Raw genomic sequence first — 19166 nt, forward strand, 5'->3', positions numbered from 1 at the left:
AGAAGGGTGTCGGGCGGCTCTTTCCGACGACGCCTTACCATTCGTATGGTTGAAAGCAGGACAGCCCATCCGCTGTCAGCCCCTGTCACCCCCTGTCAGGACACCTGCACCCTGAACGGACCCGCCGTGCCCACACCGCCTGCCCCCACCTCCTGGCGCATCGCGCTGCCACACACAGCGGCAGCGGTGCCGGTCGCGCGCGCCCTGGTGCGCACGGCCCTGACGGAGATCGAGTCGCCCGCCGCCGACAGCGACACGGCGGAGCTGCTCACGGCCGAGCTGGTGGCGAACGCCGTCGAGCACACGGCGGGGAGCGGCCCCATCGAGCTGGTCGTGGAGCTGCTGGCGTCGGGCTGCCAGGTCGAGGTGCACGACGGGGACCCGGCGCCGCCCGGCGATCTGACCCTGCCCGGCCCGGCCGAGGAGCCGGACCCGTGGCAGGAGCACGGGCGCGGCCTGCTGCTGATCCGCACCCTGAGCTCGTCCTGCGGACATCGCCCCACCGCGTCCGGCAAGGCGGTCTGGTTCACCCTTCCCGCGATACCGGCGCAGCGGACGAGCCCGGAGTAGTACGCGCCCGCCTCTGCCCAGGTGGGCGTCAGGCCAGCGTGGCGACCATGATCGCCTTGATGGTGTGCAGCCGGTTCTCGGCCTCGTCGAAGACGACCGAGTGCGCCGACTCGAAGACCTCGTCCGTGACCTCCAGCGAGTCCAGGCCGTACGTCTCGTGGATCTCGCGCCCGACCTTGGTACCCAGGTCGTGGAAGGCGGGCAGGCAGTGCAGGAACTTGACGTCCGCGTTCCCCGTGGCACGCAGGACGTCCATCGTCACGGCGTACGGCTTGAGAGCGGTTATGCGCTCGGCCCACACCTCCTTGGGCTCTCCCATGGAGACCCAGACGTCGGTGGCGACGAAGTCGGCTCCCGCGACGCCCTCGGCGACGTCGTCGGTGAGCGTGACGCGGGCACCGCTCGCCTCCGCGAGCTTGCGGGCCTGCGCGACGATCTCCTCGGCCGGCCAGTACGCGCGCGGCGCCACGATCCGGACGTCCATGCCGAGCAGCGCGCCGGTCACCAGGTACGAGTTGCCCATGTTGAACCGGGCGTCACCGAGGTAGGCGAAGGCGATCCGGTCGAGCGGCTCGGCACAGTGCTCGACCATCGTGAGCACGTCGGCGAGCATCTGCGTGGGGTGCCAGTCGTCGGTCAGGCCGTTGTAGACCGGCACGCCCGCGTACGCGGCGAGCTCCTCCACGCCGGACTGGCTGTCGCCGCGGTACTCGATGGCGTCGAACATCCGGCCGAGGACCCGGGCCGTGTCCCGCACGGACTCCTTGTGGCCGATCTGCGAGCCGGACGGGTCCAGGTAGGTCGTGGACGCGCCCTGGTCGGCCGCGGCGACCTCGAAGGCGCAGCGCGTACGGGTGGAGGTCTTCTCGAAGATCAGCGCGATGTTCCGGCCCGCGAGATACCGCGTCTCCGTCCCCGCCCTCTTGGCCGCCTTCAGCTCGGCGGCGAGGTCGATCAGGCCGCGGAACTCCTCGGCGGTGAAGTCCACCTCCTTGAGGAAGTGGCGGCCGGTGAGGTCGGGACGGACTGTCGCCATGGGGCGCTCCTGGGGTACGCGTAAAGGGCTAGGGCATCAGAGATACTGGAAGTCTATACGACGCTCCACATTTCTATACAGTCCGGCTTTCATGCGGGGCTCCTACACGGGATCCCTCTCGACCGGGCAGCTCATGCAGCGTGGGCCACCCCTGCCCCGTCCCAGCTCGCTGCCCAGGATCTCTATGACCTCGATGCCCTGCTTGCGCAGATAGGTGTTCGTCGTGGCGTTGCGCTCGTAGGCGACGACGACGCCCGGCTCCACGGCCAGCACGTTGCACCCGTCGTCCCACTGCTCCCGCTCGGCCGCGTGCACGTCCTGCGTGGCGGTCAGGACCCGGATCTCGCTGAGGCCGAGCGCGGCGGCGATGGCTCGGTGCATGTGCTCCGGCGGATGGTCGGTGACCTTCAACTCCCGCTCCCCCGCGCCAGGTTCGATGGTGTACGAGCGCAGCATGCCGAGCCCCGCGTACTGCGTGAACGTGTCGCCGTCGACCATCGTCATCACGGTGTCGAGATGCATGAACGCCCGCCGCTTCGGCATGTCGAGCGCCACGATCGTCTTCGCGGAGCCCGCCGCGAACAGCTTGTGTGCCAGCATCTCGACGGCCTGCGGGGTGGTGCGCTCGCTCATCCCGATGAGGACGGCGCCCTGCCCGATCACCAGGACGTCCCCGCCCTCGATCGTGGAGGGGTAGTCGGCCTGCCCCTGCGACCAGAGGTGGAAGCCCGAGTCGCGGAACAGCGGATGGTGCCGGTAGATCGCCTCGAAGTGGACGGTCTCGCGCTGCCGGGCGGGCCACCGCATCGCGTTGATGGAGACGCCGTCATAGATCCAGGCCGAGGTGTCGCGGGTGAAGAGGTGGTTGGGGAGCGGGCCGAGCAGGAAGTCGTCGAGGTCCATCGCGTGGAAGCGGACCGACGTCGGCTCGGGGTGCCGGTCGAGGAACTCCCGCTTGGTCATGCCGCCGACCAGCGCCTCGGCCAGGTCCGTGGCCGGCATCGTCTCGAAGGCGGCCCTGAGGTGGTCGGTGGCGAGCGGCCCGTACTCCTTCTCGTCGAAGACCCGGTCGAGGACGAGGGATCTGGCGTCCCCGACGGCGAGCGTCTCGGTGAGCAGGTCGCCGAAGAGGTGCACGGTCACGCCCCGGTCCCGCAGCACGTCGGCGAACCCGTCGTGCTCCTGCCTGGCCCGGCGCACCCACAGCACATCGTCGAAGAGCAACGCGTCCTTGTTGCTCGGGGTGAGCCGCTTGAGCTCCAGATCGGGGCGGTGCAGGATGACGCGGCGCAGCCGCCCGGCCTCGGAGTCGACTTGGAATCCCATGGGATCCATCTTTCCCCGGCCGGACGGCCCGCGCCCGTGCAATCAAGGAGCTGGGTGGCGGCTCACATCCGCGCGCTCACAGCCTCGGGTCGACGGGCTCCGACTCGAGCGCGAGGACCGCGAACACCGCCTCGTGGACCCGCCACAGCGGCTCCCCGTCCGCGAGGCGGTCGAGCGCCTCGAGACCGAGCGCGTACTCGCGGATCGCGAGCGAGCGCTTGTGCCCGAGGAAGCGGCCGCGCAGGCGCTCCAGGTGGTCGGGGCGCGTGTACTCGGGACCGTAGATGATCCGCAGGTACTCGCGGCCCCGGCACTTGATGCCCGGCTGCACGAGCCGGCCCTTGCCGTCGCGCGTGAGCGGCTCGACCGGCTTGACGACCATGCCCTCACCGCCGCGGCCCGTCATCTCCAGCCACCAGTCGACACCGGCGCCCACCGACGCCTCGTCGCCGGTGTCCACGAAGAGCCGCCGCGTGGTCTGCAGGAGCCCGGACCCGTCGTGCTCGACCATGCGGTCGATGAGGGCGAGCTGCTCGTCGTGCGGCAGTGCGGCCTGCGACCGGCCCTGCACGGCCAGGATCTGGAACGGTGCGAGCCGGACCCCGTCGAGCCCGTCCGTCGTCCAGCAGTAGCGCCGGTAGGCGTCCGTGAACGCGGCCGCGTCGGCGGCCCGTTCACGCTGCCTGCCGAGCAGTTCGCCCACGTCGACGCCGCGCGCCGCCGCCGCTTCCAGGCCGGCGAGCGCGTCCGGGAACACGGCACCGGACGCGGCGCCCACGGCGGCGTACTGCGAGCGCAGCAGGCCCGACGCCTTGAGCGACCAGGGCATCAGCTCCGCGTCGAGCAGCAGCCAGTCCGTGTCGAGTTCGTCCCACAGGCCCGCGTCCGTGACGGCGGCGCGCACCCGGCCGAGGATCTCCTCGGTGACCTGCTCGTCGGCGAAGAAGGACCGTCCGGTACGGGTGTAGAGCGCGCCGGTGGGCCCTGCCGGAACGCCGAAGCGCTCGCGCGCCACGTCCGCGTCCCGGCACACCAGGGCCACGGCCCGCGAGCCCATGTGCTTCTCCTCGCACACGACGCGCCCGACTCCGTCGGCGGCGTACTGGGCGAAGGCCTCGGCGGGGTGCTCCAGGAAGTCTTCACCAGCGGCTCCACCGCGGGCGTCCTCCCGTGACGTCGCCGTCGCCGTCGCCGTCGGCGTCGGCGCCATCGTCGGCGGCAGGTACGGGACCAGGCGCGGGTCGACGGCGAAGCGGCTCATGACCTCCAGGGCCGCCGCCGCGTTCTCCTCGCGCACGGCGACGCGTCCGGCGTGCCGGGTCTCCACGGCCCGCCGCCCGTGCACGTCGGCGAGGTCGAGCGGCCGCCCGTCGTGCCCGCCGGGCGCCTCGGTCCGCAGCGGCCTCGACGGCTCGTACCAGACCTTCTCGGCGGGCACGTCGACCAGTTCGCGCTCCGGCCAGCGCAGCGCGGTCAGCTTGCCGCCGAACACGGCGCCGGTGTCGAGGCAGATGGTGTTGTTCAGCCAGGTGGCCTGCGGGACCGGTGTGTGGCCGTAGACCACGGCCGCGCTGCCGCGGTAGTCCTCGGCCCACGGGTAGCGCACCGGCAGGCCGAACTCGTCGGTCTCGCCGGTCGTGTCCCCGTACAGGGCGTGCGAGCGCACCCGCCCGGAGGTGCGTCCGTGGTACTTCTCGGGCAGGCCCGCGTGGCAGACGACGAGCTTGCCCCCGTCGAGGACGTAGTGGCTGACGAGGCCGTCGACGAACTGTGCGACCTCCTGCGTGAACTCCTCGCTCTCGCCCGCGAACTGCTCGACGGTCTCGGCGAGGCCGTGCGTGTGCTGGACCTGTCTGCCCTTGAGGTAACGGCCGAACTTGTTCTCGTGGTTCCCGGGCACGCACAGCGCGTTGCCCGACTTGACCATCGACATGACGCGGCGCAGGACGCCCGGGGAGTCGGGCCCCCGGTCGACGAGGTCGCCGACGAACACCGCCGTACGGCCCTCGGGGTGCACACCGTCCGCGTAGCCGAGCCTGGAGAGCAGCGTCTCCAGCTCGCCGGCGCAGCCGTGGATGTCGCCGATGATGTCGAAGGGGCCCGTGAGGTGCGTGAGGTCGTTGTAGCGCTTCTCCCGTACGACCTCGGCGCTGTCGGCCTCCTCGGCGCCGCGCAGGATGTGGACCTTGCGGAAGCCCTCGCGCTCCAAGTGGCGCAGGGAGCGCCGCAGTTCGCGGGTGTGCCGGGAGATGACGCGGCGGTGCATGCCGGCGCGGTCGGCGCGCTCCGCGTTGCGCGCGGCGCAGACCTCCTCGGGGATGTCGAGGACGACGGCGATGGGCAGCACGTCGTACTGCCGCGCCAGGTCGACGAGCTGCTTGCGGCTCTCCTGCTGGACGTTGGTCGCGTCGACGACGGTGAGGCGCCCGGCCGCGAGGCGCTTGCCCGCGATGTAGTGGAGCACGTCGAAGGCGTCGCGGCTGGCGCTCTGGTCGTTCTCGTCGTCGGCGACGAGCCCCCGGCAGAAGTCGCTGGAGATGATCTCGGTGGGCTTGAAGTGCCGCCGCGCGAACGTCGACTTGCCGGACCCCGAGGCGCCGACGAGGACGACGAGGGACAGGTCGGTGACGGGGAGCGTACGAGCGTGGGAACCGGAGGTGGTGGTCATGCGGCCTTCGCCTCCTTCGGGCTCGGGGCGGATCGGGTCTGATGGGTTCGGGCCTGGTCGGTCCGGGTCCGGTCGGTCAGAGTCTGGTCGGTCAGGGTGAAGACGGCCATCTGCGTGGGCGAGCCGACCTCGGGGTCGTCGGGTCCTACGGGCTCGAACTCGACGCCGTAGCCGTGCCGTTCGGCCACCGCGCGCGACCAGGTGCGGAACTCCTCGCGGGTCCACTCGAAGCGGTGGTCGCCGTGCCGCACGTGCCCGGCGGGCAGGGACTCCCAGCGGACGTTGTACTCGACGTTCGGCGTCGTCACGAGGACCGTCCTCGGCCGCGCGGAGCCGAACACCGCGTACTCCAGGGCGGGCAGCCGGGGCAGGTCGAGATGCTCGACGACCTCGCTGAGAACCGCCGCGTCATACCCCTTGAGCCGCTTGTCGGTGTACGCGAGCGAGCCCTGGAGCAGCGTGACGCGGGAGGCCTGGCGCTCGCCCATCCGGTCGATCCTGAGGCGCCGGGCGGCGATCGTCAGGGCCCGCATCGACACGTCGACTCCCACGACCTCGGTGAACCGGGTGTCCTTGAGCAGCTCCTGCACCAGCTGGCCCTGCCCGCAGCCCAGGTCGAGCACGCGTCCGGCCCCGGCCGCCCTGAGCGCGGCGATGATGGCGTCGCGCCGCTGAACGGCCAGCGGTACGGGCTGCTCCTCGGTGTCCGTCGCCTCGTCGACGGCGTTGTCGATGTCCTCGACGTCGGTGTCGTCCGTCTCGGCGAGCCGCACCAGCTCCAGGCGCTCCATGGCCCGGCGGGTGAGCGCCCACCGCCGCGAGAGGTAGCGGCTGGTGATGAGCTTCTGCTCGGGGTGCGTGGGCAGCCAGCCCTCACCCGCCCGGAGCAGCTTGTCGACCTCGTCGTCCGACACCCAGTAGTGCTTGGCGTCGTCGAGCACGGGGAGCAGCACGTACAGGTGCCGCAGTGCCTCGGCGAGACGCAGTTCGCCCTCCAGGACGAGACGCACATAGCGCGAGTCGCCCCACTCGGGGAACTGCTCGTCGAGCGCCACCGGGTCGGCCGTCACCGTGGCCCAGCCGAGCGGCTCGAAGAGCCGGCGCACCAGCGCCGCCCCGCCGCGCGCGGGCACCGCGGGCACCTCGATGCGCAGCGGCATCGGCTGCTCGGCCCGCTCGGGCCTGGCCTTGCACTGTCCGCGCAGGGCACTGGAGAACACGTTGCCGATCGCCACCGCGAGCAGGGACGAGGCGGCGTACGGCCGGTCGTTCACATACTGCGCGAGCGCCGCGTCCGGGGCGCCGCCACGGCCCTTGCCCTTGCCGCGGCGCACGAGCGCGACCGGATCCACCTCCAGGAGCAGCGCCGCGGTGCAGCGCTCCGCGGACGCCTCCGGGTACAGGACGTGCGCGGTTCCGTGCGAGGTGGAGAACGCCTGCGCGTTGTCGGGATGCTTGTGCAGCAGAAACCCGAGGTCGGTCGCGGGGCATTCTGGGGTGCCGGTCGTACTGATCGTCAGGAACACGCGTCCGAGTATGGTCCGCCCGTACCGCCTCCGACCACGCATTTCCCTCCGGGGACGCTGCGGTTCTAAAAGGTCACCAGAAGTGACCGGTGCATGATGGATGAATGGATCTTCGAGTCTTCACAGAACCGCAGCAGGGCGCGACCTACGCGACGCTTCTCCGCGTCGCGAAGGCCGCTGAAGACCTCAATTACGGAGCGTTTTTCCGGTCTGACCATTACTTGCACATGGGCTCCGCCGACGGGCTCCCCGGCCCCACCGATGCCTGGATCACGCTGGCCGGGCTCGCCCGCGAGACACAGCGGATCCGCCTGGGCACGCTGATGACCGCGGGCACCTTCCGCCTCCCCGGCGTCCTCGCGATCCAGGTGGCGCAGGTCGACCAGATGTCGGGCGGCCGTGTGGAGTTGGGCCTCGGCTCGGGGTGGTACGGGGCGGAGCACGAGGCTTACGGCATCCCCTTCCCGAAGGAGAAGTTCGGCCGCCTGGAGGAGCAACTCGCCATCGTCACGGGCCTGTGGAGTACGCCCGTCGGCGAGCACTTCGACTTCAACGGCACGTACTACCAGCTGAAGGACTGCCCCGCGCTGCCGAAGCCGGAGCAGAGCAAGGTGCCGGTTCTGATCGGCGGGCACGGCGCCAAGCGGACCCCGGCGCTCGCCGCGCAGTACGCCGACGAATTCAACATCCCGTTCGCCTCGCTCGCCGACACCGATCAGCAGTTCAAGCGCGTACGTGCGGCGGCGACGGAGCGCGGCCGCAGCGCCGACAGCCTCGTCTATTCCAACGCCCTGGTGGCGTGCGTCGGGAAGACCGACGCCGACGTGCGGCGCCGCGCCGCCATCATCGGCCGCGATGTGGCCGAGCTCAAGGCGAACGGGCTCGCCGGGTCGCCGGCCGAGGTCGTCGAGCGGATCGCCGCGTACCAGGCCGTCGGCTCGCAGCGGATGTATCTCCAGATGCTCGACCTGACTGACCTGGACCACCTGGAGCTGATCGCCACCGAGGTGATGCCCCAGCTGTCCTAGGGCCTCTCGTTCGGATCATGCCGGGCTCGCGGGGGCCTGAGCGCCGTGCGACCGCGCCGCCGCCCTGCTGCACCGCGGGGCGTCAACTCCGCCGGTCCCGGCGCTCCGGCCCCGCCCCTGTCGGGTGAATATCCGTCAACCGGGCACGTGGCCGGTGCCCGCGCCAGTGACCCGGCCACGCGAGTGATCGTTGCCTCGGGCGGAGCCGGACCGCCCGGCACCCGCATCGGCGGCGGCCGCCGCTGCCGGGCGATGCTTGCGTCAACTGCCTTCCCCCCGCGGGGAGGGCGAGGGCCGAGGAGGCCGTCATGTCCCAGGAAGCCATGTCCGAACAGGTCGTGCACGAACCGGCCCTGCCGGATCAGCAGGGCGCGCCCAAGGGGCTGCTCCAGCAGATGGAAGAGCTGATGGCCGCGCTCAACGCGGATCTGTCCCAACTCGACGCCGACCTTCAGCAGTCCACCGGACCCGGCGCCCCGTCCGCCGACGAGGGCCACCGCCTCTGACCCGCCGGGGGCGCGCGCGTCGCACCGATGCCGGTGCGCCCCCGAAGCCCGCCGCCGCACCGGCTTGGCGGCCCCCTACGCCGCCGAGTCCGGCTCCGATTCCGACATCGCGTCGTGGCGCAGGATGAGCCGGCGGATTATCTCGAGGGCCCTGTCGCGTGATTCGTCCGCGGCGTCGATGGCATCCATGCAGTGCCAGTAATCCCCCTCCTCCTCCGCCTCGCTGGCGATGCCCACGAGGGCGATCCCCACTTCCCCGAGCAGCGCGGCCAGACCGGTCAACGCCTTCTGCGCCTCCGGCAGGTCCGTGAGCTGCGCCGCCCGTATGCCGCCCGCGCCGATGACCGGGATCGCCGAGCCCGAGCAGCCTCTGCCGCCCGCCTCGCTGAGTCCGAGTGCCTCGCCCCTCAGCTCCGGCGGGCCCTCCCGCGCCAGCCTGTTCCCCATGGCCTGTGCGAGGGCCTGGGCCTGCCATGCCTCCCGCGTGATGGCCGGCGCGTCCTGGCTCTCCGCCAGGGCCCGTCGGCTCGCCCTGATGAGTCGCACCGCGTCCATACGCCGCCCCCGTCCTGAACTCCCTTGTCCACTACCCAGAGTGAGGGTCAGAGAGGCGAAAAGCCAGAGGACGACCGAAATCTGTGGACACGGAATCCAATGTTGATAATTCTGTGACTCCATAGAGTGACAAGAACGGTCGTGCGGCCCTTCCAGCCCGTCTCGGCCGCCGGCCTCAGCCCTCCCCCGGCACCGGAAACCGTGCCTCGTTGCGGTCGATCTTCGCCGACAGGGCCGCCAGCGCGTCGATCCCGAGCACCTCGCACAGTTGCAGCAGATACGCGAGGACGTCCGCGACCTCGTCACGCACCCGGTGCGCGGTCTCCGGGTCCGTCATCACGTCGGCCGACTCCTGTGGCGTCAACCACTGGAAGATCTCGACCAGTTCGGACGCCTCCACGCTCAGCGCAGCGACCAGGTTCTTCGGCGTGTGGTACTGCTCCCAGTTCCTGGCCTGCGCGAACCGGGCCAGTCGGCGCTGCAGCCCCGCCACATCAAGTTCTGTCACGGCCCCAGGTCTACCACCGCCGCGCCGTGCTCCCGCGCCGCCCACCTCCCGTCGCCGACCGCCCCCGCCAGGCGGATGTGCCCCCGCCCGCACATCCGCACCGCGAGCGCCGTCAGCTCCCTCAGCTGCCGCGGGTCCAGGCTGCGGTCGAGGCCGTCGGCGAGGACGGTGAGCGTCTGGTACGCCTCGGGGACCTCCGCCACCGGGTCGACCGCGAGCACCCGGGGGCCGGTGAGCAACACCAGGGCGAGCGCCAGGTATCTCAACTCGCCGTCCCCGAGCCGGTCGACGGGGGTGCGCAGGCCGTCACCGCGGTCGAGCACGGCCCGTACCGTTCCGTTGCCGAGGTCCTCCGACAGGACGTCGACGACGGGTCCCGCGCAGCCGGCCCGGGCGGCGGCGACGAGCAGCGCGTGCCGCGTGCCGCACTCGGAGCGGGTGCGCCACAGGACGGCGGCGAGGTTGTCGCAACCGGTCAGGAGGCGGTCGGCGGCGGCCGGGGCGGGGCTGCGCATGCGGGCCGGCTGGGGGTCGCAGGAGAAGACGGAGCGCAGGGCGACCACCACTTGTTCGGCGGCGGCGATGACGAGTCGCTGGCCCTCCGTCCTGCCCGCGACGCGCAGCGGCAGGAGCGCCGTGCCGAGCAGGTCGTCCGGCAGGGGCGCGCGGGTCACCGGGGTCGCGCCCGCCGTGTGCCACGCGGCCTGGACGACGCGGCGTCCGGGGTCGCGCAGGGCGGTCTCCAGGAGGGTGCGGCCGTCGCAGGTCAACCGCTCGCCCACGATGCGCAGTTCGGGTTCCGCCTGGACGGCGAGATCGAGGCGGACCGGTCCGAGGGCTCCGGTGACGGTGCAGCCGACACGGAAGCCGCGGCGTCGCTGCGCGTCGGGCCGGGCCCGGTCCGGCACGCAGGCGGACGGGTCGGGGAACACCTCGTCGAGAGCCGCGCCGCCGCCGAGCCGGGCCAGACCTTCGTAGGCCTTCAGGGCGCTGGACTTGCCGCTGCCGCTCGGCCCGGTGAAGAGGGTCAGCGGGCCGAGCGGGAAGCTTGCGCCGCGGTGCGCGGCGAAGGCGGAGAGCCGCAGTTCGGTGACGCTCGGCCGGTCCTTGGGGGCCGGGGGTGCGCCCCGCGCGAGCAAGCTCATGTTCCGGACGGTATGCGGCGGCGGGTCCGGCGAACCGTTCCTCCGGACGGACCTTCCTACGATCGGGGGACCGGTGGCCCTGGCCGGGCGGCTATGCCCGGGGAACAGCCCCCGCGACGAAGTCCTGCACCTCGGCGCCGGGAGGGGCGAGCAGGAAGACATTGCGGTCGACGCGGTGCATTCCGCAGCCGAGGCCCATGACCACTCCGCTGCTGAAGTCCAGGACGCGCTTGGCGACATCGGACTCGGCACCGCTGAGGTCGAGCAGCACGGGGATGCCCGTCATCACGGTCTCGGCGACCTCGCGGGCGTCCGCGAACACATTGACCCGCAGCACGACGAACCGTCGCCGCGCCTCGGTCTCCGCTTCGGGAACGGCCCTGTGGTCGACCGCCGACGGCCATGCGTTCCGGCCGCGCAAAGGTACGACCTGGGCGAGCCCTTCCCATTGTTCGTCAGTGACGTCGTGGCTGTTCACTGCCCCCACCCCGTCCGGGCTCGTACTTTTTTCTGCACCCGCCATTCTTACGCCAAGTCACCCGTTCAGCCCAACAGCGACACGGTCCGCATCCGCCGTGGTGGCGGGCGCGGACCGTGCCGGGCGGGCTGATCCGGGTTCAGGCGACGACCGCGACGGCGTCCACGGCCCTGACGCGCAGGGTCCTGCGGGCCGTGCCCAGACTGGTCACGAGGGTCGCCATGGCCGCCAGGGCCACGACCGTGAGCCAGATGCCGAGGCCCTGGCCGGGCAGGAGCGAGTCGGTGCGGACCGCGGTGAAGGGCACGATTCCCGCGAGGCCGGCGACCGTGCCGAAGAACACACCCGTCACCGTGAGGACGAGGCTCTCGAGCCCGACCGTCCCGAGGACCTGGCCCGGCGTGGCACCGGCGAGGCGCTGCCGGCCGAACTCGCCGGCCCGGTAGGAGGTCGCCGCGTACAGGGTGTTGACGAGCATGACGCAGGCGAAGACGACGATGATGCCGACGACCACGAAGTTGAGGGTCTCCAGGTTCTTGTCCCCGACGGACTTGGCGACGCCGGACGCCTTGATCGCGTCGCTCTCGACGGCCTGCATGTAGAGGGTGGCCGTGGCCATGCCGGTGAAGAGGATCAGCGGCATCAGGACGCCGGAGAGCTCGTCGGCGCGCTGCCGCATGTTCCGTACCGTCAGATAGCCGCTCGCGCCGGTGAGTGCGGTGAGCAGGGGTTCCGCGCGGCCGAGGAAGCGGTGCAGCAGGGCCGGGGACAGGAGCGCGAAGCCTATGGAGAGCAGAATCGCGCCGTAGGCGGGCGCCGCCATGAGGGCCGCGTCGGTGGGCTTCATGGCGAAGGTGCAAAGGACACCGGCGGTGCCGACGGCGAGTGCGGCCCAGGCCGCGAACTTGCGTGCCCCGCCCCGCTCTTGACGCATCCCGGCGGCCGCCCTCGTGGCCCGCCGCACCGCGAGGAACGCGGCGCCCGCCGAGGCGAGGAGGGTGATGGCGACGCCCGACATGAGGGCGACGGGACCGAATACGTAGCTGACGCCGTCGGCGACCTGGCCGCTGTCCTTGAACACGTCGAGCAGGGCGTTGCCGCCGAGCATCGCGGGTCCGACGGCGAGCGCCGAACCGGCCAGGGCGACGATCACGGACTCACCGACGATCATGCGCTTGATCTGGGCGGGGGTGGCGCCGGTGTGGCGCAGGAGGGTGATCTCGTCGGTGCGTTGGCGGACGTTGACGGTCAGGGTGGAGGCGACGGCGAAGAACACGAGGAGCGTTCCGTACCCGCCGACGACGCTCGCCGCGGTGGTGAGGGTGTCCGCGCTGACGTGGTCGACGCCGGGGGCGCCCGCCGTGTCGTGCAGCGAGTTGAACGTCATGGTGATCGCCGCGCCGAGGAACGCGGACAGGAGCGTCGCGAGGAGGCGTCCGGGGCGCAGCCGGACGGAGCGCAGGGCGAGTGCGAACACGGCTCACACCCCCGCCGGCGTGGTGTCGCCGAGGTGCGCGAGGCGTTCGGCCACGGCGTCGACGGTGGGTGCGGTCATCTCGCCGGCGAGGCGGCCGTCCGCGAGGAAGAGCACGGAGTCCGCGTACGAGGCGGCGACCGGGTCGTGCGTCACCATGACGACGGTCCTGCCATGCAGGCGCACGGCTTCCTGGAGGAGGCGCAGGACGTCGCGCGCGCTGCGGGTGTCGAGGGCGCCGGTCGGTTCGTCCGCGAAGATGACGCTGGGCTCGGTGACCAACGCGCGGGCGATGGCGGCACGTTGGCGCTGGCCGCCGGAGAGCTGGTCGGGGCGGTGGCCGAGCCGGTCACCGAGGCCGACCTGGGTGAGGATCTCCTGCGCGCGGGCCCGGTTCACGCGCCGCCCGGCGAGCCTGAGCGGCAGGGTGGTGTTCTGGGCGACGGTCAGCGTCGGCAGCAGGTTGTACTGCTGGAAGACGAAGCCGATCCGGCGGCGGCGGAACTTGGTGAGGGCGGCCTCGGTGCCGCCCGTCATCTCCTCGCCGTCGACCATCACGATCCCGCTGTCGGGCCGGTCGAGTCCGGCCGCGCACTGCAGGAGCGTGGACTTGCCGGAGCCGGAGGGGCCCATCACGGCGGTGAACGTCCCGGCCCGCAGGCTGAGGGTCACGTCGTCGAGTGCGGTGACGGCGTTCTCGGCGCCTTCCCCGGCCCCGTACGTCTTGCTGACCTTGACGAGGCGCAGAGCCTCGCCGCCGTGCCCTGCCGGTCCGCTGCCGCCCGCCCGGCCCGTACGTCGGAACATGGTCTCTCCCCGTCCACCGTCGTCGTCACGACGCTGTCTGCGCCATGACTACGACGTTAGGGACGGCGGCGGCCCGGCACATGGGGTGTACGGCCCGGACCTGGGGTGTTGCTACGTACACCCCTCACATCCGGGTGCCCGGCGGGCCGGATCAGGTGCGGTCGATGTGTACGTTGGTCGACTTCACGCGGGCGGTGGCCTGCATCCCCACTTCGAGGCCGAGCTCCTCGACGGCCTCCCGGGTCAGGAGCGAGACGAGCCGGTGCGGGCCCGCCTGGATCTCGACCTGAGCCGCCACGTCGCCGAGCTTCACGCCGGTGACGATGCCGGGGAAGGCGTTGCGGGCGGAGGTGTACGAGGCGTCCTCGTCGTCGCCGCCCGACTGGCCGACCTCAATGGAGAACGCCGCCAGGTCCTGGCCGCGGATCAGGCGGCGGCCGCCCTCGTCGCGGTGGGTGGCGACGCGGCCCGCGTCCGCCCAGCGGCGTGCCGTGTCGGGGCTGACGCCGAGCAGACGCGCCGCCTGCCCGATGGTGTAGGACTGCATGCGCGGAAGACTATGCGGCGGCCGATCCCCCGTCACATTCCCCCCTGGCACCCCCGCCGTCACATTCCCTCTGGCACCCCCCGCTGTCACACCGCCGACGGCACCACGCTGCGTCCCGTCTCGTGGGCGTACAGGGTCGTGCGGTCGCGCAGCGCCGCGTGCACCGCCATCTGCGCGTCGCGGCGGCGCTGGGCCGGGCCGTCGGGCAGGTGCAGCACGCCCGCGTTGCCGCGGGAGCCGCGCTGGATCTCGGCCGTGCGCGGGATGCGCAGGGACTCGTAGCGGGCGAGGCGGGTACCGGCCGTCTCGTCGGACGGGGCGGCGAGGCAGGCCGCCAGGTCCATCGCGTCCTCGATGGCCTGGTTGGCGCCCTGCGCCATGAACGGCAGCATCGGGTGCGCCGCGTCGCCGAGGAGCGTGATGTGGCGGCTCGACCACTTGCGCAGCGGCGGCCGGTCGTGGAGCGCCCACTGATGCGTCACGTCGACGGCCTCGACGATGTCGGCGACGAGGCCGCTCCAGGAGCCGAACGCGCGGCGCAGCTCCTCCGGGTCACCGGGGGCCGACCACGACTCGGGCGGCGCGTCCGTCATGGGGACGGTCGCGGCGAAGCTGAGGTGGCGGCCGCCGGACACCGGGTAGCAGACGAAGTGCCCGCCGGGGCCGAGCCAGAGGCGCACGAGGGCGGAGCGCGCCTCGTCGGGGAGCCGGTCGACGGGGACGAGGCCCCGGTAGATGCCGAGGCCCGCGAAGACCGGCTCGTCGCGCAGGAACGTCTCGCGGACGGTCGAGTGGATCCCGTCGGCCCCGACGACGACGTCCGCGTCGCGGACGGTGCCGTCCTCGAACGTCAGCCGGGCACCGCCATCGCCCAACTCCTCGGCACCGCCCAGACGTTGGCCGAGCCGCAGGCTGTCGCGGTCGACCAGTGAGAGCAGCGCCTCGTGCAGATGCGCACGGTGAATCGCGTAGTACGGCGCCCCGAACATCCGCTCGCAGTCATCGCCGAGCGGGGTACGGGCGATGGGGCGGCCGGTCCAGCCGCGTACCTCCATCGCCTCGATCCGGACGGCGTGCTCGCGCAGCGCCGGGCCGAGGCCGAGACGCAGCAGCGGCCTGATCGCGTTCGGCGAGAGCTGGACGCCCGCCCCCACCTCCGCGAGGCGCCGGGTCTGCTCGAAGACCGTGTACGGCATGTCGTGCGCGGCCAGCGCGCCGGCCAGTGCCAGGCCTCCGATGCCCGCGCCGACCACAGTGATCCGCGGCCGTTCCCCTTCGCCCACTTCCCCGAACCGCACGTCTGGGACCGCCTTCCGCGTCGCTGTGTACCGGGCCTGTGCGCGGCGGTGCGAGAGGCCCGGTGGCCCGAGGTCCCGCCCATCGCCGCTCCCAGAGCATCGGCGGCACGGGCCTGCGCGGCAACGGCGGTCACCCCCTGACCTGACAACTGTCGCCGCTTGCGTGACGTCCGTCATCGGAACCGGGCCACGGCCGCTCAACGGCCCCTGGTCGGCCCTAACTTCCAGGTGACAACGAGATCTGACGACGCCGGGAGGCACACAGTGACGGAAGCGGAGGGACCGCGGTGACCGCGGTGGCCGTGGAGGGCCTGCGCAAGCGCTACGGGGACCACGAGGCCGTACGCGGCGTCGACTTCACCGTCTCGGACGGGGAGATCTTCGCCCTGCTCGGACCCAACGGCGCGGGCAAGACCACCACACTGGAGATCCTCGAGGGCTTCCGCGGCCGGGACGGCGGGAGTGTCGAGGTGCTCGGGCGCGACCCGGGCAAGAAGGCGGACGGCAAGTGGCTGCGCGGGCAGATCGGGCTCGTGCTCCAGGACATCGCCGTCGAGCCGTATCTGTCGGTGCGCGAGACGATCGCGCGGAGCGCCGGCTACTACCCCGCGCCCCGGGGCATCGACGAGGTCATCGACCTGGTCGGGCTCGACGAGAAGCGCGGCGCGAAGGTGAAGGACCTGTCCGGCGGGCAGAAGCGACGGCTCGACCTGGCGCTCGGTGTCGTCGGCAACCCGCAGCTCCTCTTCCTGGACGAGCCGACGACGGGCTTCGACCCGAACGCGAGGCGCGGCGCCTGGGATGTCGTCAAGAACCTGCGGGACGCGGGCACCACCATCGTCCTGACCACGCACTACATGGACGAGGCGCAGGCGCTCGCCGACTCGGTCGCCGTGATCGCGGGCGGCGAGATCGTCGCGGCGGGCACGCCCGACACGCTGGGCGGCCGGGACAGCGCGCTGGCCAGGATCCGCTTCCTGCTGCCGCACGGCGCGACCCTCACCGACGTGCCGCTGCCGGTGAGCGATGTGCAGGAGGGCCTGGTCACGGCGGAGTCGGACGAGCCGACGGCAGCGCTGCACCGGCTCACCGAGTGGGCGCTGCGGCGCGGCACCCCGCTGGAGCGCCTGACCGTCGAGCAGCCCACGCTCGAGGACATCTATCTGGGCCTGACCAGCAAGTACGCGGAACAGGAAGCATCCTCACCGTCCTTTGAACGCGGGCGCGGACCGTCCTCGCGGCGAGGGCGCCGACCCGGACGGAGCCGCTCATGACCACCCTGACCCCGACCACGGCCGCCGGCGCCGGGCGCACCGCGCGCGACGGGCGGAGTCCGCTGGCGCTGCTCGGCCACCAGATCCGTTACGAGCAGCTGTCGTTCTGGCGCAACCCGCAGTCGATGGTGTTCACGTTCGTGCTGCCGATCGTGATCATCGCGATCTTCGGCGCGGTGTTCAGCGGCAGCGCCGACGACAAGTTCTTCTTCGGCCTGTCCGGCATGCAGTACTACACGCCGACGATCGCCGCGGTGTCCGTACTGGGCGCCTGCTACGGGCAGTTGGCGATCGTCCTCGCGATGCGTCGGCAGACCGGCGTGCTCAAGCGGCTGCACGCGACGCCGCTGCCGGCCTGGGTCTACTTCACGGGCCTGCTCGTGCACTGCATCGTCGTGAGCGTCGTCGACGTCGCGCTCGTCATCGGCATCGGCTCGCTGTACGACGTGCCGCTGCCGACGCACTGGGGCGCGATCCTGGTGACCCTCGTACTCGGCGCGGCGAGCTTCTGCGCGCTCGGCGTGGGCGTCGCCTCGCTCATCAAGAACTCGGAAGCGGCGCCCGCGGTGGTGCAGTTTATCCAGTTCCCGCTGGTGTTCATCTCGGGCAGCTACTTCCCGATCCACTCCGAGGTGCTCAACAACATCGCCGGGCTGCTCCCGGTGAAGCCGTTCAACGACGCGATGCTGGCGCCGTTCGCGCAGAACTCCGGCTACCAGTGGCGCGACCTCGCCGTCCTCGCGGCCTGGGGTGTCATCGGCGCCCTGATCGCGGTGCGCAGCTTCCGCTGGGACCCGCGGCCGGAGTAGTCCACGCGCCGTACCCCGCGCACGGCTTGGGGGCCTCCTCGGAGGCCCCCTCGGCACCCCGCCCCTCACTCCCCACCCCCCACTCCCCGAAGGGAACCCCTCCCATGTCCCTCACCGAACCGCACACGCGTCCCGGGCCGACCGACCTCGCCGGTGCCTGGACCCTCGAACCCTCCGCCAGTTCCGTCGAGTTCACCGGCCGGCACTTTCTCCTCCTCCCGGTGACCGGGTCGATGCCGGTGCGCTCCGGCGCCGCGGAACTCGACAGCGACGGCCGCCTCGGGCGCCTCGACGTCGCGCTCGACGCGGCCGGTTTCACGACCGGCAACCCGCGCCGGGACGACGCCGTCCGTGGCCCCGCCTTCCTCGACACGGAGCGCCACCCGCTCCTCCGCTTCGACGGTGAGACCCTCGCCGCGGCCGGCGAGCCGTGGACCGTCCCGGGTCACCTGTCGGTCAAGGGCCGCGTGATGCCGCTGGTCCTCACGGTCGACGAGGTCGTCCCGGAGGGTGCCCGCACGCTCGTCCGCGCGTCGGCGACGGTCGACCGGCACGCGTGCGGCGTCAGCGCGATGCGGGCGCTGGTGGGTCCCCGGCTGCGGGTGCGGGTGACGGCGGTGTTCGTACGCGCCTGATCCGCGTGCGGCACAACACGAAGGCCCGGCCGGTGCATCACCGGCCGGGCCTCGTCGTGCGTGCTCCCGGGTCAGGCGAGAGCGCCCTGCTCGACCGGGAAGACATGCGCCAGCCAGGCGTAGTTGCGCAATTCCTCAAGGAGGCTCAGGCCCAGGCGGTTGTGGAGCATGTGGGCGTGCGAGAAGAGGATCATTCCGGGGTGGGTCGGTGACTTTTCGCGGATGTCGCCGGTGAGGGCGGCGAGCCCGTCGTGCCAGTGCGCGAACGGGCCGTGGGCGAGCGGGTCCACGGGCCTGGCCCCGGCGTCCCTGGTGATCGTCGTCAGTGAGTCGAGGAGCTCGTCCGGGTAGCCGGCCTCCCCGGCCCAGGCGCGCCAGGCGCCCAGGCCGTGCGCGTAGAAGTAGCCGCGTTCGGCGGTGTCGCCGAGGGCCGCGGCGGCCGCCATCGTGCCGCGCAGGGCGAGCAGGGCGCGCTGCGCCTGCGAAGGGGCCTTCGGTGCGAGGCGCAGGACGAGTTCGCTGGAGAGGCGGAACAGGTCCTCGGTGGCGAGCATCAGGGCGGGTCCGCCGTAGCGGTCGAACTCGGGGTCGTAGTCGGCGCGGTGGACGCCGGGCGCCAGCATGGCCCGTACGTGCCGGTCGTCGCCCTGCTCGCCCGCGGAGGCGAGCGCGCCCGCGCCTTCGAGGTAGGCGTCGGGGTCGAGCGGCTCCTCGCCGGGCGCGAGCGTGCCGGCGTCGGCGAGCCGGACGCGCAGCACCTCCTCGACGCGTTCGTACGTCCCTGGGTCCAAGTCTCTTATCCGCAGCCGGAGATGGGGTCCGGCCTGCCAGTAGCGGATGAAGAACCAGGGTGTTCCGGGGGCGAGTTCGCCGATCGCGGGGCCGATCACGTCGGTCAGGACGCGGTCGTGCGCGGACCGGGCGGTGGTGGCGAGGTGAAGGTGCCACGAGCTCCATGTCATGAGGTCTCCCTGAG

General features: G+C 72.0%; 19 protein-coding genes. 6 read left to right on the forward strand and 13 right to left on the reverse strand.

Going from position 1 to position 19166, the window contains the following annotated elements; translation table 11 throughout:
• Positions 1 to 45: 45 nt before the first annotated feature.
• Positions 46 to 570 carry an ATP-binding protein gene (locus tag AC07EJ_RS38120; RefSeq protein WP_389480203.1) on the forward strand — a complete coding sequence of 175 codons (525 nt, stop codon included), beginning with the start codon at positions 46 to 48 and terminating at the stop codon, positions 568 to 570.
• A gap of 28 nt (positions 571 to 598) precedes the next feature.
• Here AC07EJ_RS38120 and argF read toward each other — a convergent pair whose 3' ends face one another.
• From argF to AC07EJ_RS38140, 4 genes are all read right to left on the reverse strand, one after another.
• A complete protein-coding gene (gene argF, locus AC07EJ_RS38125) occupies positions 599 to 1606 on the reverse strand; it encodes an ornithine carbamoyltransferase (RefSeq protein WP_393583088.1) in 1008 nt (335 codons plus the stop codon).
• 102 nt (positions 1607 to 1708) lie between these two features.
• Complete coding sequence (locus tag AC07EJ_RS38130; RefSeq protein ID WP_389480197.1) at positions 1709 to 2932, reverse strand: arginine deiminase; 1224 nt, start codon at positions 2930 to 2932, stop codon at positions 1709 to 1711.
• A 76-nt stretch (positions 2933 to 3008) separates the two neighbouring features.
• Positions 3009 to 5600: a polynucleotide kinase-phosphatase gene (locus AC07EJ_RS38135; protein ID WP_478885971.1), complete on the reverse strand. Its 2592-nt coding sequence runs from the start codon at positions 5598 to 5600 to the stop codon at positions 3009 to 3011.
• Positions 5597 to 7126, reverse strand: coding sequence for a 3' terminal RNA ribose 2'-O-methyltransferase Hen1 (locus tag AC07EJ_RS38140; protein WP_478885972.1), 1530 nt, complete (start codon positions 7124 to 7126; stop codon positions 5597 to 5599). Before AC07EJ_RS38140 ends, AC07EJ_RS38135 begins: the two co-directional genes overlap by 4 nt.
• Before the next feature lie 104 nt (positions 7127 to 7230).
• Here AC07EJ_RS38140 and AC07EJ_RS38145 point away from each other — a divergent pair, with 104 nt between their 5' ends.
• Both AC07EJ_RS38145 and AC07EJ_RS38150 read left to right on the forward strand, forming a co-directional pair.
• A complete protein-coding gene (locus tag AC07EJ_RS38145) occupies positions 7231 to 8154 on the forward strand; it encodes an LLM class F420-dependent oxidoreductase (RefSeq protein WP_389480188.1) in 924 nt (307 codons plus the stop codon).
• Between the two features lie 308 nt (positions 8155 to 8462).
• The gene (locus tag AC07EJ_RS38150) at positions 8463 to 8660 is read left to right on the forward strand and encodes a hypothetical protein (protein ID WP_389480185.1); all 198 of its coding nucleotides are present in this window, start codon (positions 8463 to 8465) and stop codon (positions 8658 to 8660) included.
• Positions 8661 to 8735: 75 nt separating this feature from the next.
• On the opposite strand, the gene AC07EJ_RS38155 is transcribed toward AC07EJ_RS38150, so the two are convergent.
• The 8 genes from AC07EJ_RS38155 to AC07EJ_RS38190 form a co-directional block, all read right to left on the reverse strand.
• Positions 8736 to 9215: a DUF6099 family protein gene (locus tag AC07EJ_RS38155; protein WP_389480182.1), complete on the reverse strand. Its 480-nt coding sequence runs from the start codon at positions 9213 to 9215 to the stop codon at positions 8736 to 8738.
• Between the two features lie 175 nt (positions 9216 to 9390).
• Positions 9391 to 9723: a nucleotide pyrophosphohydrolase gene (locus tag AC07EJ_RS38160; RefSeq protein ID WP_389480180.1), complete on the reverse strand. Its 333-nt coding sequence runs from the start codon at positions 9721 to 9723 to the stop codon at positions 9391 to 9393.
• Positions 9720 to 10868, reverse strand: a complete 1149-nt coding sequence (locus AC07EJ_RS38165) for an AAA family ATPase (RefSeq protein WP_393583094.1) — start codon at positions 10866 to 10868, stop codon at positions 9720 to 9722. Before AC07EJ_RS38165 ends, AC07EJ_RS38160 begins: the two co-directional genes overlap by 4 nt.
• A 91-nt stretch (positions 10869 to 10959) precedes the next feature.
• Positions 10960 to 11346, reverse strand: a complete 387-nt coding sequence (locus AC07EJ_RS38170) for a cell division protein SepF (protein ID WP_389480174.1) — start codon at positions 11344 to 11346, stop codon at positions 10960 to 10962.
• Between the two features lie 139 nt (positions 11347 to 11485).
• Positions 11486 to 12823, reverse strand: coding sequence for an FtsX-like permease family protein (locus tag AC07EJ_RS38175; RefSeq protein ID WP_478885973.1), 1338 nt, complete (start codon positions 12821 to 12823; stop codon positions 11486 to 11488).
• A 3-nt stretch (positions 12824 to 12826) separates the two neighbouring features.
• Positions 12827 to 13627, reverse strand: a complete 801-nt coding sequence (locus AC07EJ_RS38180) for an ABC transporter ATP-binding protein (RefSeq protein WP_478885974.1) — start codon at positions 13625 to 13627, stop codon at positions 12827 to 12829.
• Between the two features lie 151 nt (positions 13628 to 13778).
• The gene (locus tag AC07EJ_RS38185) at positions 13779 to 14174 is read right to left on the reverse strand and encodes a TOBE domain-containing protein (protein ID WP_389480166.1); all 396 of its coding nucleotides are present in this window, start codon (positions 14172 to 14174) and stop codon (positions 13779 to 13781) included.
• Between the two features lie 86 nt (positions 14175 to 14260).
• On the reverse strand, positions 14261 to 15472 hold the full coding sequence (locus AC07EJ_RS38190) for an FAD-dependent monooxygenase (protein ID WP_478885975.1): 1212 nt from the start codon (positions 15470 to 15472) through the stop codon (positions 14261 to 14263).
• A 287-nt stretch (positions 15473 to 15759) separates the two neighbouring features.
• On the opposite strand from AC07EJ_RS38190, the gene AC07EJ_RS38195 reads away from it, so the two are divergent.
• The 3 genes from AC07EJ_RS38195 to AC07EJ_RS38205 all read left to right on the forward strand — a co-directional run bounded on the left by AC07EJ_RS38195 (position 15760) and on the right by AC07EJ_RS38205 (position 18190).
• Positions 15760 to 16746, forward strand: a complete 987-nt coding sequence (locus AC07EJ_RS38195) for an ABC transporter ATP-binding protein (protein ID WP_389480161.1) — start codon at positions 15760 to 15762, stop codon at positions 16744 to 16746.
• Complete coding sequence (locus AC07EJ_RS38200; protein WP_389480158.1) at positions 16743 to 17555, forward strand: ABC transporter permease; 813 nt, start codon at positions 16743 to 16745, stop codon at positions 17553 to 17555. The genes AC07EJ_RS38195 and AC07EJ_RS38200 overlap by 4 nt, the downstream gene beginning before the upstream one ends.
• A 104-nt stretch (positions 17556 to 17659) precedes the next feature.
• A complete protein-coding gene (locus AC07EJ_RS38205) occupies positions 17660 to 18190 on the forward strand; it encodes a YceI family protein (RefSeq protein WP_478885976.1) in 531 nt (176 codons plus the stop codon).
• A gap of 71 nt (positions 18191 to 18261) precedes the next feature.
• Here AC07EJ_RS38205 and AC07EJ_RS38210 read toward each other — a convergent pair whose 3' ends face one another.
• On the reverse strand, positions 18262 to 19152 hold the full coding sequence (locus tag AC07EJ_RS38210) for a thiopeptide-type bacteriocin biosynthesis protein (protein WP_389480153.1): 891 nt from the start codon (positions 19150 to 19152) through the stop codon (positions 18262 to 18264).
• Positions 19153 to 19166 lie beyond the last annotated feature (14 nt).

The sequence above is a fragment of the Streptomyces sp. NPDC045026 genome (assembly GCF_056432625.1).

Excerpts from the sequence above, each read along its gene's own strand:
- AC07EJ_RS38200 (WP_389480158.1), top strand. The coding sequence starts at position 16,743 with ATGACCACCCTGACCCCGACCACGGCCGCCGGCGCCGGGCGCACCGCG.
- AC07EJ_RS38210 (WP_389480153.1), bottom strand. The coding sequence starts at position 19,152 with ATGACATGGAGCTCGTGGCACCTTCACCTCGCCACCACCGCCCGGTCC.
- AC07EJ_RS38205 (WP_478885976.1), top strand. The coding sequence starts at position 17,660 with ATGTCCCTCACCGAACCGCACACGCGTCCCGGGCCGACCGACCTCGCC.
- AC07EJ_RS38155 (WP_389480182.1), bottom strand. The coding sequence starts at position 9,215 with ATGGACGCGGTGCGACTCATCAGGGCGAGCCGACGGGCCCTGGCGGAG.
- argF (WP_393583088.1), bottom strand. The coding sequence starts at position 1,606 with ATGGCGACAGTCCGTCCCGACCTCACCGGCCGCCACTTCCTCAAGGAG.
- AC07EJ_RS38145 (WP_389480188.1), top strand. The coding sequence starts at position 7,231 with ATGGATCTTCGAGTCTTCACAGAACCGCAGCAGGGCGCGACCTACGCG.
- AC07EJ_RS38135 (WP_478885971.1), bottom strand. The coding sequence starts at position 5,600 with ATGACCACCACCTCCGGTTCCCACGCTCGTACGCTCCCCGTCACCGAC.
- AC07EJ_RS38120 (WP_389480203.1), top strand. The coding sequence starts at position 46 with ATGGTTGAAAGCAGGACAGCCCATCCGCTGTCAGCCCCTGTCACCCCC.
- AC07EJ_RS38150 (WP_389480185.1), top strand. The coding sequence starts at position 8,463 with ATGTCCCAGGAAGCCATGTCCGAACAGGTCGTGCACGAACCGGCCCTG.
- AC07EJ_RS38185 (WP_389480166.1), bottom strand. The coding sequence starts at position 14,174 with ATGCAGTCCTACACCATCGGGCAGGCGGCGCGTCTGCTCGGCGTCAGC.
- AC07EJ_RS38180 (WP_478885974.1), bottom strand. The coding sequence starts at position 13,627 with ATGTTCCGACGTACGGGCCGGGCGGGCGGCAGCGGACCGGCAGGGCAC.
- AC07EJ_RS38130 (WP_389480197.1), bottom strand. The coding sequence starts at position 2,932 with ATGGGATTCCAAGTCGACTCCGAGGCCGGGCGGCTGCGCCGCGTCATC.
- AC07EJ_RS38165 (WP_393583094.1), bottom strand. The coding sequence starts at position 10,868 with ATGAGCTTGCTCGCGCGGGGCGCACCCCCGGCCCCCAAGGACCGGCCG.